This is a genomic window from Pseudomonas sp. 2hn, assembly GCF_019646095.1.
GTDB lineage: Bacteria > Pseudomonadota > Gammaproteobacteria > Pseudomonadales > Pseudomonadaceae > Aquipseudomonas > Aquipseudomonas peradeniyensis.
In genome coordinates, this window is the sequence record NZ_CP081016.1 from 20216 (window position 1) to 35686 (window position 15471).

At 62.5% G+C, this 15471-nt stretch carries 14 protein-coding genes; 7 read left to right on the forward strand and 7 right to left on the reverse strand.

Annotated features, from left to right (window positions below):
- The first annotated feature begins 34 nt into the window (after nucleotides 1-34).
- Nucleotides 35-922, forward strand: coding sequence for a lysophospholipid acyltransferase (locus tag K2O50_RS00085; RefSeq protein ID WP_050707618.1), 888 nt, complete (start codon nucleotides 35-37; stop codon nucleotides 920-922).
- A gap of 97 nt (nucleotides 923-1019) precedes the next feature.
- Here K2O50_RS00085 and K2O50_RS00090 read toward each other — a convergent pair whose 3' ends face one another.
- The 5 genes from K2O50_RS00090 to def form a co-directional block, all read right to left on the reverse strand.
- Nucleotides 1020-1334, reverse strand: coding sequence for a M48 family metallopeptidase (locus tag K2O50_RS00090; protein ID WP_050707619.1), 315 nt, complete (start codon nucleotides 1332-1334; stop codon nucleotides 1020-1022).
- An 11-nt stretch (nucleotides 1335-1345) separates the two neighbouring features.
- Nucleotides 1346-2719, reverse strand: a complete 1374-nt coding sequence (gene trkA, locus K2O50_RS00095; RefSeq protein ID WP_050707620.1) for a Trk system potassium transporter TrkA — start codon at nucleotides 2717-2719, stop codon at nucleotides 1346-1348.
- Between the two features lie 27 nt (nucleotides 2720-2746).
- A complete protein-coding gene (gene rsmB / locus K2O50_RS00100) occupies nucleotides 2747-4057 on the reverse strand; it encodes a 16S rRNA (cytosine(967)-C(5))-methyltransferase RsmB (protein WP_050707621.1) in 1311 nt (436 codons plus the stop codon).
- Nucleotides 4054-4986: a methionyl-tRNA formyltransferase gene (fmt, locus tag K2O50_RS00105; protein WP_050707622.1), complete on the reverse strand. Its 933-nt coding sequence runs from the start codon at nucleotides 4984-4986 to the stop codon at nucleotides 4054-4056. Before fmt ends, rsmB begins: the two co-directional genes overlap by 4 nt.
- Nucleotides 4987-5048: 62 nt before the next feature.
- Entirely contained in the window at nucleotides 5049-5555 is a 507-nt protein-coding gene (gene def / locus K2O50_RS00110; protein ID WP_028690050.1) for a peptide deformylase, read from the reverse strand.
- A gap of 208 nt (nucleotides 5556-5763) precedes the next feature.
- On the opposite strand from def, the gene dprA reads away from it, so the two are divergent.
- The 3 genes from dprA (at nucleotide 5764) to K2O50_RS00125 (ending at nucleotide 8036) form a co-directional block, all read left to right on the forward strand.
- Nucleotides 5764-6861 (forward strand): DNA-processing protein DprA, encoded by a 1098-nt coding sequence (gene dprA, locus K2O50_RS00115; RefSeq protein WP_050707623.1) that lies wholly within the window; start codon nucleotides 5764-5766, stop codon nucleotides 6859-6861.
- A gap of 39 nt (nucleotides 6862-6900) precedes the next feature.
- Nucleotides 6901-7458 (forward strand): L-threonylcarbamoyladenylate synthase, encoded by a 558-nt coding sequence (locus K2O50_RS00120; RefSeq protein WP_028690052.1) that lies wholly within the window; start codon nucleotides 6901-6903, stop codon nucleotides 7456-7458.
- A gap of 230 nt (nucleotides 7459-7688) precedes the next feature.
- Nucleotides 7689-8036: a hypothetical protein gene (locus tag K2O50_RS00125; RefSeq protein ID WP_052896150.1), complete on the forward strand. Its 348-nt coding sequence runs from the start codon at nucleotides 7689-7691 to the stop codon at nucleotides 8034-8036.
- Nucleotides 8037-8045: 9 nt separating this feature from the next.
- Here K2O50_RS00125 and K2O50_RS00130 read toward each other — a convergent pair whose 3' ends face one another.
- Complete coding sequence (locus K2O50_RS00130) at nucleotides 8046-9242, reverse strand: IS256 family transposase (RefSeq protein WP_016391483.1); 1197 nt, start codon at nucleotides 9240-9242, stop codon at nucleotides 8046-8048.
- A gap of 190 nt (nucleotides 9243-9432) precedes the next feature.
- Here K2O50_RS00130 and K2O50_RS00135 point away from each other — a divergent pair, with 190 nt between their 5' ends.
- The 3 genes from K2O50_RS00135 (at nucleotide 9433) to K2O50_RS00145 (ending at nucleotide 13357) form a co-directional block, all read left to right on the forward strand.
- The gene (locus K2O50_RS00135) at nucleotides 9433-9726 is read left to right on the forward strand and encodes a DUF6124 family protein (RefSeq protein ID WP_220689957.1); all 294 of its coding nucleotides are present in this window, start codon (nucleotides 9433-9435) and stop codon (nucleotides 9724-9726) included.
- A 204-nt stretch (nucleotides 9727-9930) separates the two neighbouring features.
- Entirely contained in the window at nucleotides 9931-11355 is a 1425-nt protein-coding gene (locus tag K2O50_RS00140; RefSeq protein WP_050703241.1) for a PAAR domain-containing protein, read from the forward strand.
- A 1090-nt stretch (nucleotides 11356-12445) separates the two neighbouring features.
- Nucleotides 12446-13357 (forward strand): LysR substrate-binding domain-containing protein, encoded by a 912-nt coding sequence (locus tag K2O50_RS00145; RefSeq protein WP_050703240.1) that lies wholly within the window; start codon nucleotides 12446-12448, stop codon nucleotides 13355-13357.
- Between the two features lie 93 nt (nucleotides 13358-13450).
- Here K2O50_RS00145 and K2O50_RS00150 read toward each other — a convergent pair whose 3' ends face one another.
- Nucleotides 13451-15424 carry an amidohydrolase gene (locus K2O50_RS00150; RefSeq protein WP_050703239.1) on the reverse strand — a complete coding sequence of 658 codons (1974 nt, stop codon included), beginning with the start codon at nucleotides 15422-15424 and terminating at the stop codon, nucleotides 13451-13453.
- Nucleotides 15425-15471: the final 47 nt, after the last annotated feature.

Genomic DNA, 15471 nt, shown 5'->3' on the forward strand with positions numbered 1-15471 from the left:
CAATGCGCGCCTTGCTGAAATAAGGAATTCGCCTGTGGAAAAGTTCAAGGGCGCCCTGATGGTCGGGGTGCTGCGCCTGTTTGCCAAGCTGCCCTGGGGCGCTGTGCAGCGCGTCGGCGCCGGTATCGGCTGGTTGATGTGGAAAATCCCCAATGGCTCGCGCAATGTCGTGCGCATCAACCTGGCCAAGTGTTTCCCGGAGATGGACCCGATCGAGCGCGAGCAGCTGGTTGGCCGCGCGTTGAAGGACATCGGCAAGTCGTTCGTCGAGAGCGCCTGTGCCTGGATCTGGCCGCCGCAGCGCTCGCTGGAGCTGGTCAAGGAAGTGCACGGCCTGGAAGTGCTGGAACAGGCCCTGGCCTCGGGCAAGGGCGTGGTGGGTATCACCAGCCACCTGGGCAACTGGGAAGTGCTCAACCACTTCTATTGCAACCAGTGCAAACCGATCATCTTCTATCGCCCGCCGAAGCTTAAGGCGGTGGATGACCTGCTGCGCGAACAGCGCGTGCAGATGGGCAACCGCGTGGCGCCTTCGACCAAGGAAGGCATCCTCAGCGTGATCAAGGAAGTGCGTCGGGGTGGTCAGGTGGGGATTCCTGCCGACCCGGAGCCGGCGGAGTCCGCAGGTGTGTTCGTGCCGTTCCTGGGCACCCAGGCGCTGACCAGCAAGTTCGTGCCGAACATGCTGGCCGGCGGCAAGGCGGTCGGGGTGTTCCTGCATGCCCTGCGGCTGCCGGATGGCTCGGGTTTCAAGGTGTTCCTGGAGGCGGCGCCGCAAGAGATGTACAGCGAGGATGTGACCGTGTCGGCGGCGGCCATGAGCAAGGTGGTCGAGCGTTATGTGCGCGAGTATCCGAGCCAGTACATGTGGAGCATGAAGCGCTTCAAGAAGCGTCCGGCGGGCGAGGCGCGCTGGTACTGAGGCCATCGTCTATCGTGGGAGCGGGCTTGTCCCGCGATGGCGTCGTCAGCGTTGACGCCATCGCGGGGCAAGCCCGCTCCCACGAGGTTGCTTCAACTCAGGTGCTGGATTTGTTCAGCTTCTTCAGAAATACCGTCATCTCTTTCTCTGCCTGCTTGTCGCCATGGGCCTGCGCCGCCTCGATCCCCTCCTCCCAGGCCTTGCGCGCCCCGTCCAGATCCCCGCTCAACTGATACGCCTTCCCCAGCAGCTTCCACGCCGCCGAGTACTTCGGATCCTGCTTCACACAGGCAGCCAGGTGCACCGCCGCTTCAACCCCATTGCCCTCGTCCAGCCAGGCCTTGCCCAGCCCGAACCTCAGCAGCGGGTTATCCACACCCTTGGCCAGCATTTTCTCCAGCGATTCGCGCATGTCCTTCCCTCCTAGAAGAAACTCAGGCCCACGTGGAACAGCTTCTCCACGTCCCGGATATGCTTTTTATCCACAACGAACAGGATCACATGGTCGCCCGATTCGATCACCGTGTCGTCGTGGGCGATCAGCACTTCCTCGTCGCGGATGATCGCGCCGATGGTGGTGCCCGGCGGCAGCGAGATGTCCTCGATGGCCTTGCCCACTACCTTGCTCGACTTTGAATCGCCATGGGCCACCGCCTCGATGGCCTCGGCCGCGCCTCGGCGCAGCGAGTGCACGCTGACGATATCGCCGCGGCGCACGTGGGCCAGCAAGGTGCCGATGGTGGCCAACTGCGGGCTGATGGCGATGTCGATCTCGCCGCCCTGCACCAGGTCGACGTAGGCCGGGTTGTTGATGATGGTCATCACCTTGCGCGAGCCCAGGCGCTTGGCCAGCAGCGACGACATGATGTTGGCTTCGTCGTCGTTGGTCAGGGCCAGGAAGATGTCGGCGTCGGCGATGTTCTCTTCGAGCATCAGGTCGCGGTCGGAGGCGCTGCCCTGCAGCACCACGGTGCTCTCGAGGGTGTCGGAGAGGTAGCGACAGCGCGCTGGGTTCATCTCGATGATCTTTACCTGGTAGCGGCTCTCGATGGCCTCGGCCAGGCGTTCGCCGATCTGCCCGCCGCCGGCGATGACCACGCGCTTGTTGGTCTCGTCGATACGCCGCAGCTCGCCCATCACCGCGCGGATGTCCTTTTTCGCGGCGATGAAGAACACCTCGTCGTCTGCCTCGATCACCGTGTCGCCCTGGGGTGTGATCGGCCGGTCGCGGCGGAAGATCGCCGCCACGCGGGTGTCGACGTTGGGCATGTGGGCGCGGATCTGGCGCAGTTGCTGGCCCACCAGCGGGCCGCCGTAGTAAGCCCTGACCGCCACCAGTTGGGCCTTGCCTTCGGCGAAGTCGATCACCTGCAGCGAGCCCGGGTGTTCGATCAGGCGCTTGATGTAGTTGGTCACCACCTGTTCGGGGCTGATCAGCACGTCCACCGGGATGTGGTCGTTGTCGAACAGCTCTTCGCGGGTCAGGTAGGCCGACTCGCGCACCCGGGCGATCTTGGTCGGGGTGTGGAACAGCGAATAGGCCACCTGGCAGGCGACCATGTTGGTTTCGTCGCTGTTGGTCACCGCCACCAGCATGTCGGCGTCGTCGGCGCCGGCCTGGCGCAACACCGTCGGCAGTGAGGCGCGCCCCTGCACGGTGCGGATGTCCAGACGATCGCCCAGGTCGCGCAGGCGCTCGCTGTCGGTGTCGACCACGGTGATGTCGTTGGCTTCGCTGGCCAGGTGCTCTGCCAGCGTACCGCCTACCTGGCCTGCGCCGAGGATGATGATCTTCATCCGCTACTCCCTACCCTTTTTGTTCTTTCACCCGCGCGAGGCGGCAATCTTGATCAGCTTGGCATAGTAGAAACCGTCGTGGCCGCCTTCCTGGGCCAGCAACTGGCGGCCATGGGGCTGGCGCAGGCCGGCCTCGGTGGCGAGGTCCAGCTCGCGGGCGCCGGGGGTGCGGGCGAGGAAGGCGTCGATCACTTCGGTGTTCTCGGTCGGTAGGCTCGAGCAGGTGGCATAGAGCAGCATGCCGCCCACTTCCAGGGTTGGCCACAGGGTGTCTAGCAGCTCGCCTTGCAGCGCGGCCAGGGCCGGGATGTCCTCGGCCTGGCGGGTCAGCTTGATGTCCGGGTGGCGGCGGATCACGCCGGTGGCCGAGCACGGCGCGTCGAGCAGGATGCGCTGGAACGGCTTACCGTCCCACCAGCTGGCGGTGTCGCGGGCGTCGCAGGCGATCAGCTCGGCGTCGAGCTTGAGGCGGTCGAGGTTTTCGCGCACACGGGCCAGGCGCTTGGCTTCCAGGTCGATGGCGACCATGTGGGCCAGGCCGGGCTCGGCTTCCAGCAGGTGGCAGGTCTTGCCGCCGGGGGCGCAGCAGGCGTCGAGCACGCGCTGGCCGGGAGCCAGTTCCAGCAGGTCGGCGGACAACTGCGCGGCTTCGTCCTGCACACTCACCCAGCCGTCGGCGAAGCCCGGCAGGCCGCGTACGTCGCAGGCTTCGGCCAGGACGATGCCGTCGCGGCTGAACTGGCAGGCGCTGGCCTCAATGCCGGCCTCGGCCAGCAGTGCCAGGTAGGCGTCGCGGCTGTGATGGCGGCGATTGACCCGCAGGATCATCGGTGGGTGGGCGTTGTTGGCGGCGCAGATGGCTTCCCATTGTTCCGGCCAGAAGGCTTTCAGCGACTTCTGCAGCCAGCGTGGGTGGGCAGTACGCACCACCGGGTCGCGTTCCATGCCGGCGAGCAGTTCCTCGCCTTCACGCTGGGCGCGGCGCAGCACGGCATTGAGCAGGCCCTTGGCCCACGGCTTCTTGAGCTTGTCGGCGCAACCCACGGTCTCGCCGATGGCGGCGTGGGCCGGGATGCGCGTGTAGAACAGCTGGTACAGGCCGACCAGCAGCAGCGCCTGCACATCGGCGTCGGCGGCCTTGAACGGCTTCTGCAGCAGTTGCGCGGCCAGCAGGTCCAGGCGCGGTTGCCAGCGGGCGGTGCCGAAGGCCAGGTCCTGGGTCAGGCCGCGGTCGCGCTCCTCGACCTTGTCCAGTTGCGCCGGCAGCGAGCTGTTCAGCGAGGCCTTGCCGCTGAGCACGGCGGCCAGGGCACGGGCGGCGGCCAGGCGTGGGTTCATTGGCCGAGCACCTTGCCACTGGCGAACTTCTCGCGGCGGCTGTTGAACAGGTCGCTGAAGGCCAGGGCCTTGCCGCCGGGCAGTTGCAGGCGGGTCAGGCTCAGGGCGCCGTCACCGCAGGCGACCACCAGGCCGTCCTTGCTGGCGGAGAGGATTTCGCCGGGAGTGCCCTTGCCTGTGGACAAGTTGGCGGCCAGCACCTTCACGCTTTCGCCGTCGAGGCTGCTGTGGCACACCGGCCAGGGGTTGAAGGCGCGGATAAGGCGCTCCAGCTCCACGGCCGGGCGGCTCCAGTCGATGCGGGCTTCATCCTTGTTCAGCTTGTGGGCGTAGGTGGCCAGGGCATCGTCCTGGACTTCACCTTGCAGCGAACCGTCGGCCAGGCCGGCGATTGCCTGAACCACGGCGCCCGGGCCCATGGTGGCGAGGCGGTCGTGCAGGGTGCCGCCGGTGTCCTCGGCGCTGATCGGGGTAACCACCTTGAGCAGCATCGGACCGGTGTCCAGGCCCGCTTCCATGCGCATCACGGTCACACCGCTCTCGGCGTCGCCGGCTTCCACGGCGCGCTGGATCGGCGCCGCACCGCGCCAGCGTGGCAGCAGCGAGGCGTGGCTGTTGATGCAGCCCAGACGCGGGATATCCAGCACCACCTGCGGCAGGATCAGGCCGTAGGCGACCACCACCATCAGGTCCGGCTTGAGCGCGGCGAGTTCGGCTTGCGCCTCGGCGTTGCGCAGGGTCTGCGGCTGGTACACCGGGATGTCGTGGGCCACGGCCAGCGCCTTGACTGCGCTCGGCATGAGCTTCTGGCCACGGCCGGCCGGGCGATCGGGCTGGGTGTAGACGGCCACGATCTCGTACGGACTGTCGAGCAGGGCCTTGAGGTGTTCGGCGGCAAACTCTGGAGTGCCTGCGAAGACGATGCGCATGGAGTTCTCGCTTCTTCAAAAAGAAAAAGGCTTGCCGGAGCAAGCCTTCTGGAAGGTGGGGATCAGGCTTGCTGGCGGTGCTGCTTTTCCAGCTTCTTCTTGATCCGATCGCGTTTGAGCTGGGACAGGTAGTCGACGAACAGCTTGCCGTTGAGGTGGTCGAACTCGTGCTGCACACACACCGCCAGCAGGCCTTCGCATTCCAGTTCGTAGGGCTTGCCGTCGCGGTCCTGGGCCTTGACCCGCACGCGCAGCGGGCGATCGACGTTCTCGTAGAAGCCGGGCACCGACAGGCAGCCTTCCTGGTACTGGCCCATGTCGTGGGTCAGCTCCTCGACCGTGGGGTTGATGAAGACGCGCGGTTCGCTGCGGTCTTCGCTCAGGTCCATCACCACGACCTGCTTGTGCACGTTGACCTGGGTCGCGGCCAGGCCGATGCCGGGCGCCTCGTACATGGTCTCGAACATGTCGTCGATCAGCTGGCTCAAGGCGTCGTCGAACTCCGTCACCGGTTTGGCGATGGTGCGCAGGCGCGGATCGGGAAATTCGAGAATGTTCAAAATAGCCATGGCGGTCAGGCAGTCACTGTGCGGTCGGTTGAAAACTGAGCACACATAATAAAGGGAAATGGGGCGTTCGGCACCTGTGAAGCTTGGCTAGGGTCTCTATGGGCTTGATAGCTGCCATGTCATGGACAGCTTTTCAAAGTGTTACTCACAAAGTTATCCACAGGCTGTGCCACGTATCTGGCCCCCTGTCGATCAAGGATGATCCACCATGAATCCATCCCGTTCGTCGCCTTGTCCGCCTGCGGAACTGGAGGCGCGGCTGCGTCTTCATAGCCTTCCGGAGATTGGCTTGCGTCGTTTCCATACCCTCATCGAAGCGTTCGGCAGTGCCTCGTCGGCACTCAGCGCGCCGGCCAGTGCCTGGCAGGCGTTGGGACTGAAGGTTGCCAGTATAGACGCCCGGCGCAGCCCGCAAGTGCGCGATGGCGCATTGGCTGCAATGCGCTGGATAGAGCGTCCGGGCCAGCATTTACTGATGTGGGACGGGCCTGGCTACCCCGCGCTGCTGGCCGAGATAGACGATCCGCCGCCGCTGCTGTTCGTCGCGGGCGACCCCGATTTGCTCGAAAAACCGCAACTGGCGATCGTGGGTAGCAGGCGTGCTTCACCCCCGGCGCTGGATACCGCAGGCGCGTTTTCCCGCTGCCTTTCCCAGGCCGGTTTCACCATCACCAGCGGGCTGGCGCTGGGCGTCGACGGTGCCGCTCATCGGGCCGCTTTGAAGGCCGGCGGGCACACCATCGGGGTGCTCGGCACGGGGCTGCAAAAACTTTATCCACAGCGCCATCGTGACCTGGCACGGGCAATGCTCGACAGTGGCAGCGCGCTGGTTTCCGAGTATCCGCTGGACGCCGGGCCACTGGCCGGCAACTTCCCACGGCGCAACCGGATCATCAGCGGCTTGTCGCTGGGTGTGCTGGTGGTCGAGGCCAGCCTGGCCAGCGGTTCGTTGATCACCGCGCGGCTTGCCGCCGAACAGGGGCGGGAGGTGTACGCGATTCCCGGGTCCATTCATCACCCCGGCGCCAAGGGCTGCCACCAGCTGATCCGCGATGGCGCCCTGCTGGTGGAAAGCGTGGAACAGATCCTCGACAGCCTGCGCGGTTGGCAGAACCTGCCGCCTGCGGTTGTGGATAAGCCCGCTCATCCATTGATCGCCCTGCTCCACGCCGCACCCCAGACCACCGAGGGCCTGGCCAGCAGCAGCGGCCTGCCACTGGCCCAGGTACTGGCCAGCCTCACCGAGCTGGAGCTCGAAGGCCGGGTGAGCAATGAAGCGGGGCGTTGGTTTGCCCGTGCGGGCTAAGTACACTGCGCGCACGGCGATTATGCGGAGAGACGGAAAATGGTGAGCAGTTGGCGTGTGCAACAAGCCGCGCGCGAGGTGAAGGCGGGTGCAGTGATCGCCTATCCGACGGAAGCGGTCTGGGGCCTGGGCTGCGACCCGTGGAACGAGGACGCGGTGTATCGCCTGCTGGCGCTCAAGTCGCGGCCTGTGGATAAAGGGCTGATCCTGGTCGCCGACAATATTCGCCAGTTCGATTTTCTGTTCGAGGATTTCCCCCAGGACTGGATCGACCGCATGAGCGCCACTTGGCCTGGGCCGAACACCTGGCTGGTGCCGCACCAGGGTCTGCTGCCCGAGTGGGTGACCGGGCAGCATGACACCGTGGCGCTGCGGGTCAGCGATCATCCACAGGTGCGTGAGTTGTGCGCGCTGGTCGGGCCGTTGATCTCCACCTCCTGCAACCCGGCCGGGCGGCCGGCGGCCAAGAGCCGGTTGCGGGTGGAGCAGTATTTCCACAACGAGCTGGACATGGTGTTGGGTGGGGCGTTGGGTGGGCGGAAGAACCCGAGCCTGATTCGCGACCTGGCGACCGGCGAGGTTGTGCGCCCGGGCTGATACCGCTGGCGAGGGCTGCGCCCTCGTTTCGCGGCACAAGGCCGCTCCTACAGGCAATCGCGATCCCCTGTAGGAGCGGCCTTGTGCCGCGAAAGAGCCGCAAAGCGGCCCCAGTAATCCAATTGGGAAACGTCCTACTACCCCCGTCCTAAGCCACCACCTTCACTACAGGAACCCCTACCTCTAGCTTGCTCGCCGTGCGTCACAAATCGGCGGGAGCATCTAGAACAATGCCGCTATTCGAGAATGCCGAGTACCTGATAAGGGCGAATCTGGAGCAGCTAGCGTCCAATCATCGGGTCAGGGCGGTGGAGATAGGCAGATTTACCGCAGATCAGTTCGAAGCGATCAACAGGCAGAAAGCAGGGCAGGATTTACCCCAGCTTGAGGATCCGGGCATCGTCTTCATTGGCAGTCATGCCTACAGAAGCCGGGTGATACGCGACGGATACACCATTGATGACATGGTTCTGCAAATCAAGGCAGCGCTGGCAGCGTCATCGGTCTGGAAGAGTGCCACGCACATGACTGATCGTGTCCCGGGAAGTGGTGTAACTCATCATGGCCTTGACCACTGAGTTTGCCGTTTAGTTGATCACGGCCGACAGCTTGGCCTGTGGATTATCGCTGACTGCCTCGAAGGCCTCCAACTGCATATACCGCCGTTGCAGGCACCACTCGTCGTTCTGCTCCAGCAGCATCGCGCCTACCAGCCGTGTGATTGCAGGGTCGTTGGGAAAGATGCCCACGACGTCGGTGCGACGTTTGATTTCAGCGTTGAGCCGTTCCAGTGGATTGGTGCTGTGCAACTGCTGACGGTGCGCTTTTGGAAACGCCATGTGCGCCAGCACTTCATCCTCGCAGCCGTCCATGAGCGTCGCGATCTTGGGGTACTTTTCGCGCAACTGATCGGCGACCAGGCGCCACTGCTGATGACATTCGGCACGGCTGTCCTGGGCGAAAACCGTGCGCAGAAGCGCTGCCACCATGGTGCGCTGACCCTTGCCGACATGGGCCATGGCGTTACGCATGAAATGCACGCGGCAGCGCTGCCAGGTCGCGTTGAAGACCTTGGAGACAGCCGCCTTGAGCCCCTCGTGGGCATCGGAGATGACCAACTTCACTCCACGTAAGCCACGCCGCATCAGGCTTCGCAGGAAGTCCGTCCAGAACGGCTCGGCTTCTGATGGGCCAACACGCATGCCCAGGACTTCACGGCCACCATCGGTGTTCACGGCCACAGCGATTATTACGGCGACCGAGACGATGCGCCCGGCCTCCCGCACTTTGACGTAGGTGGCATCTATCCAGAGATAGGGCCAGTCGCCTTCAAGCGGTCGGTCAAGGAAGGCGTGAACGCGCTCATCGATCTCACCAGCCAGCCGTGACACTTGGCTTTTGGAGATGCCGGTCATGCCCATGGCCTTGACCAGCTCGTCCACCGAACGCGTTGAAACGCCCTGAATGTAAGCTTCTTGGATCACCGCTGCCATGGCCTTCTCGGCGGTACGTCGAGGCTCGAGAAAGCCAGGAAAGTAGCTGCCCTGGCGCAGCTTCGGGATCTTCAGGTCAACGTCACCGGCGCGGGTTTGCCAGAGGCGATCACGGTAGCCATTGCGGCTGTTTGTCCGGTCTGGGCTTTTGACATCGAAGCCGGCGCCGCACAGGCCTTCGACATCGAACTCCATCATGCGCTGGGCAACGAACTGGATCATTTGCTTGAGCAGATCAGCGTCTGCCCCTTTCTCAACCAACTCGGTCAATGCGATAGTGGGCTTGGTCATCGTGGTTTCTCTGGTGAAGGTTAAGTCCGCAAACTCAACGTTAGCCAAGAACCACGATGACCATCCTCTTTCGCCCGCAGGGCGCCTTCGGCTGGTTCAGTTACACCACTTCCTGGGACACGATCCGTACGACTGCCACCCTCTGTGTGGAAACGGACGGTTGCGGTTCAACCCTTAGAGGATCACTGCAATGAAAAAAATCGTCCCCGACCCACCCCTCCCCGACACCCGCCACCACCCCTTCGGCAAATGCGACGCCGGCCACCCACCGCTGTTCGCGGTCAACCCCAACATCAACGCCCACGATGCCCTGGTGCATGTCGCCGAGTACCTGCGCAGTGCCTACGATGTCGGCTACAAAGCCCTCGACCACATGGACGACACGGGCAAGAGTCTTTTGTGGGCCAGCCTGCATGCAGTGGAGATGGCCGAAGGGCTGACCGAAGCGATGCTCGAAGGTATCGAGAGCCAATCGTCCAACTGATCGCACAACAACCAATGCCTTGAAAGGGACCGCCCTACACACGGTCGGTCCCCACCAACAGAGCATTACTCTCGACAAACCTTGTAAAGCTCCGGCAGTCCACATCTGCAACCTGCGTAGGACATTTCCCTAACTGGCCAGCCCGCGAAAATACCCTGTTTCCAGCTGCTAGCGTGCAGTGCTTCCCTATCAAGGAAGTAACCCATGAACACACGCGTCAGCATCTTCGGCAAAGGCCAAGGCCTGGATGGCGACCTCACCAGCACTGGCGCCATCTGCATCGCCAGCCAGGCCAGAGGCAAGGTCGGTGGCCGCCGCTGGCTGCTGCAAGGCGACAAGACCACCGCCTGCCCCCGCTGCGGCGAAGAAGGTACGCTCGTCAACGGCGAAACACGCTGGCGACAGGACGGTATCCCCAGCGTGGTCGATGGCACACCGGTAAAGTGTGGTTGCCCACCCGGCAGCAATTACGTCATCGCCCCATCACAACATCAAGCCGCGCCACAGGCTGCCACCGCACCTCCACCCGAAGCAGCCACGGCACGACCAGCGCAAAGGCCCTCGCCTTCGCCAGCGCAAGCCTTTGCCAACTCCAGGTCCTCCGTCTCGGCGATGCCGGGGAGCCTCGAGCCAGGCTTCCACATCGTCCAGCGTCACAGCACCTTTGCACAGCTGCTCATGAAACTGTTCGACGCTGGCAACGCAGCCCCCATCGCCCGGTTGCAACGCCTCAATCCGACCTTTGCACAAGGGTTCAAGGCGGGCGAGATCTTCGTGATCGGTGATCCGGACAACGGGCATGCTTGTACGCGTGAAGAGGCTGAATTGATGACTGCCGCCGAGCGGGCGCGAGTGGCACTGACTGGGCTGGACGAGAGCGAAGCGGATTTCATGATGCAGCACATCGGTGAAATCGCCGGTTTACTCAATGGTGCTAGCCAGTCGATGGGCGTAGGTAAGGATATGCTGGCCTACAGTTTGGGGCGAGTGGAGGATACGCTAAAAGGTATTGAACGGCTCCACCAACAAGAGTTTATGAAACATGGGCATCTTAATAGCTCGCAGTTCTTCGCCTCCCGCAAAAAACTTTACCACCAGCTTGAATCGCAGCTGCGCAGTGCATTTCTCAATAGACACCTGAGTTTGGGCGATCACTCGTCATTGAAGAGAGGGTTGGGAATATCGACGAAGAGCCTCGTGCATCACTGGTCAAAAGCAGGAGCTCCTGGACAGATCCCCGGGTACGCGTCGCACTTGAACGAAGTAGCAAAAACCTCTAAGTTCCTTCAATATGGCGGCCATGTCGGTATCGGACTAGGCTTCAGCAATAGCATACTTAAAATCTATGAGGCATGTAGAGCTGGCGAAACCGAAAGCTGCAAGAAGGTCCGACTCAAAGAAACGGGTAGTTTTATCGGCGGCATGGCAGGCGGCGGGGCCGGGGCGAAAGTTGGAGAGATGACCGGCCGCATAGTCTGTACTATAGCTGCCAAAATAATAACCAAAGGAGCTGGTAGCTCTATTTGCATGATTGGCATAGTGGGTACCGGATCTTTTCTAGGGGCTACAAGTATTGGTGGCACAGGTGAGGCTTTGGGGGAGGTGATTTATGATTTCACCACCGACTGAATTCTCTAGTCTATCGCTCGGGCTGAGAATAACTTTCACCCTAGGCCCCATAATCTTGTGTTTTACGAGCATTTTCATGAGTGGCCATTTGGCAGTTGGAAAAAACTTTTCCATGCTCACAGCCGCTTTACCGAAAACAATAGAGCTGGACACAGCAGCTAAGAACTTCAACCTGCGTTTTTTGAAATTCAGGCTCCGCCTTATATATAGGCTGTGCGCAGTCATACTATTTCCAACATTCAGCATCAGAAACAACATACTCGACCAGAAAGAATACTATTCACTTCCAAGCTTTTTGCGCAGACGGATGATTGGCTCATGCTGGCTTGCCATCATCGGCCTATGCTGGGGCACAGTTACATACTCAATAATTTAGTCCGCCAAATAAATAATCGAACAATAAAAATCAACCAATAAAAACAGAGAATGCAACATGATCGAGAACGTACTCACTAACAACCATAATTCATCCCATCGACCACACTTTCATCTCGTTTTAGTTACAAAATCGCTTATCATGACCATACCTATCGGCTTCTACTCCTCTTATTGGACTGCCAAGGCAAAGTAATCTACGAGCACATTGAGCAATGAGTGACTCCTGGCAATTCGCATGGGAATTATCACTTAAAGCCTTTCCTTTTCTGATTGGGCTTTCAGGTGTAGTCCTTGACATCCAACTTGCGTGCTCGAGGCACTATCCGACACTAATTGAATCACTGGACAGAAGTGTCGCCCTCGAGCGTCTCGAAAAAATATGGGGAGAAAGCGGTTTCTGCTCTCGGCTTTCATTGGTATGCGGCATTGCCCCGCTCGCCTTCTTCCCCCAGCACTTTATCAGACGTGGATTACTTGATCCCGACGATATCAAACGACTTCCCCGCCATATAAAAAAGCGCCTTAACACCTCGACCTGGATGCTTTTGATGGGGCCAGGGCTCACATATTCTTACCTAACCCGCTAACAGGGAGGGTGGATTCATCACCTTTGACACGGTAGGCTGCGAAAATTGGCCTTCTCGTTCTGTTTTTTTAATCGATAGAGGGCAAGCCCGCCCCCACAATCCGCCCATCGCATGGACAGTGCTCCTTGGAAGACCTCAACTCCCTCTACTACTTCACCCAGGTGGTCGAGCACGGTGGCTTCGCCCCGGCCGGGCGGGCGCTGGACATGCCCAAGTCCAAGCTCAGCCGGCGCATCGCCGACCTGGAGGAGCGCCTCGGCGTGCGCCTGCTGCACCGCACCAGCCGGCACTGCTCGCTGACCGAGATCGGCCAGGCCTACTACAACCGCTGCCTGGCCATGCGCGTGGAGGCCGAGGGCGCCGCCGAGATCATCGAGCGCAACCGCAGTGAGCCACGCGGGCTGGTGCGCATCAGCTGCCCGACCACCCTGCTCAACTCCTGGGTCGGGCCGATGCTGACCCGCTACATGCTCAAGTACCCGCAGGTGGAGCTGTTCATCGAGAGCACCAACCGCCGCGTCGACCTGCTGCATGAGGGCTTCGACGTGGCACTGCGGGTGCGTTTCCCGCCGCTGGAGAACACCGACATGGTGATGAAGGTGCTGAGCAACAGCACCCAATGCCTGGTCGGCCACCCGTCGTTTCTCGAACAGCTTGCGCAAGGCTTTGATCCGCAGCAGCTCAGCGAGCTACCCAGCGTCCATTGGGGCGGCGCCCAGCGTGAATACCAGTGGGAGCTGTTCCAGGGTGAGGACATGAGCCGCAGCCTGGTGATCCCGCACAAACCACGGATGGTCACCGACGACCTGTTCGCGCTGCGGCATTTCGTGGTGGCGGGCGTGGGGATCGCGCACCTGCCCAGGGTGGCGGTGCGCGAGGACCTGGCGGCGGGGCGGCTGGTGGAGATGCTGCCAGGCTGGCATCCGCGTTGCGGCATCGTGCATGCGATCTTCCCGTCGCGGCGGGGGTTGCTGCCGTCGGTGCGGTCGTTGATCGATCATCTGGCGGAGGAGTTCGCCATCAGCGACATGGCGTAGCACGTCATCGCGGGGCAAGTCGGGCCGCCGCATCGCCGCTCCCACGAAGCCCTGTAGTCTCGGTGGGAGCGGGCTCGCCCCGCGATCAGGCCATCAGAACGCGAAGCAGGAACAACCCAACGCCCCCCAGAACCCCTGGAAGTCGCTCACCGGCACACTGGAATGCCGCGCCTTCTCATGGCTGTGCGCATGCACCCCGCAAGGCCCGACACACTGGTGCACCGCCGCGGCCAGCGGCGCGCCGGCCCGCCAGTGCCCCGGCACCTTCACCACCGGCGACCACTCCGGCACCACCGGGATCTGCGCCGGCCCCAGCTTCTCGAAGTCGCCGGCGCCATACACCACCTTGCCGTCGACCACGGTCAGCACCGACTCGATCCACTTGATCGCCTCTTCCTCGACGCTGAAGAAGTCCGCCGACAGCGCCGCCAGGTCGGCCAGCTGGCCCACCTTGATCTGCCCTTTCTTGCCCTGCTCGCTGGAGAACCAGGCGCTGCCGTGGGTGAACAGTTGCAGGGCAACATCACGGCTCAAGCCACCGTCCGGATACAGCTCCAGCCCACCGACGGTCTTGCCGCTGACCATCCAGTACAGCGAGGTCCAGGGGTTGTAACTGGACACCCGGGTAGCGTCGGTGCCCGCGCCCACCGGCACGCCCTCGGCCAGCATGCGCTTGATCGGCGGGGTCGCCTCGGCGGCCTTGGCGCCATAGCGCTCGACGAAGTACTCGCCCTGGAACGCCATGCGGTCCTGGATCGCGATGCCGCCGCCCAGCGCCCTCACCCGCTCGATGTTCTTCGGCGTGATGGTCTCGCAGTGGTCGAAGAACCACGGCAGGCCATTGAACGGGATATCGCGGTTGACCTTCTCGAACACGTCGAGCATGCGCGAGATGGACTCGTCGTAGGTGGCGTGCAGGCGGAACGGCCAGCGCTGCTCGACCAGGTGGCGCACCACCGGTTCCAGCTCCTGCTCCATGGTCTGCGGCAGGTCCGGACGCGGCTCGAGGAAGTCCTCGAAGTCGGCCGCAGAGAACACCAGCATCTCGCCGGCGCCGTTGTGGCGCAGGAAGTCGCTGCCGTCACCGGGCTTGACCTTCTGCGTCCAGTTCTTGAAGTCGGCCAGTTCTTCCTTGGGCTTCTGGGTGAACAGGTTGTAGGCGATGCGTACGGTCAGCTGACCGTTATCTGCCAGCTCCTGGATCACCTGATAGTCATCCGGGTAGTTCTGGTAGCCGCCGCCGGCATCGATGGCACTGGTCAGCCCCAGGCGGTTGAGTTCACGCATGAACTGGCGGGTGGAATTGACCTGGTACTCCAGCGGCAGCTTCGGGCCCTTGGCCAAGGTGGCGTAGAGGATCGCGGCATTGGGCCGGGCGATGAGCATGCCGGTGGGGTTGCCGAACTTGTCGCGCTGGATCTCGCCACCGGGTGGGTTGGGCGTGTCCTTGGTGTAGCCGACTGCCCTGAGCGCGGCGCGGTTGAGCAGCGCACGGTCGTAAAGGTGGAGGATGAAAACCGGGGTGTCTGGCGCGGCCTGGTTGATCTCTTCCAGGGTCGGCAGGCGTTTTTCGGCGAACTGGAACTCGTTCCAGCCCCCGACCACCCGCACCCACTGCGGGCTCGGCGTGCGGTCGGCCTGCTCCTTGAGCATGCGCATAGCGTCGGCCAGCGATGGCACGCCTTCCCAGCGCAGCTCCAGGTTGTAATTCAGGCCGCCGCGGATCAGGTGCAGGTGCGAGTCGTTCAGGCCCGGAATCACCGTGCGCTGCTTGAGGTCGATGATCTGCGTGCTGGCGCCTTTATGGGCCATGGCCTCGGCGTCGCTGCCCACGGCGATGAACTTGCCGTCCTTGATGGCGACGGCGCTGGCCTGGGGTTTCTCGCGGTCGACGGTGTGCAGTCGGCCATTGAACAGGATGAGGTCGGCGGTCATGGGATCTCCTGAAATAGCGGCATGGGCGGAAGAGGTGAACGGCAATGCGCTCCACAGCGCGCCGGCGGCACCGAGCACGGTGCTGGTGGCGAGGAACTTGCGGCGGCTCTGATCGGTAGGGTCCTGGCTCATGGTGCTCTCCGTCCGGGTGGGTGATCGGCAGGCGGTTGAAGGCTAGC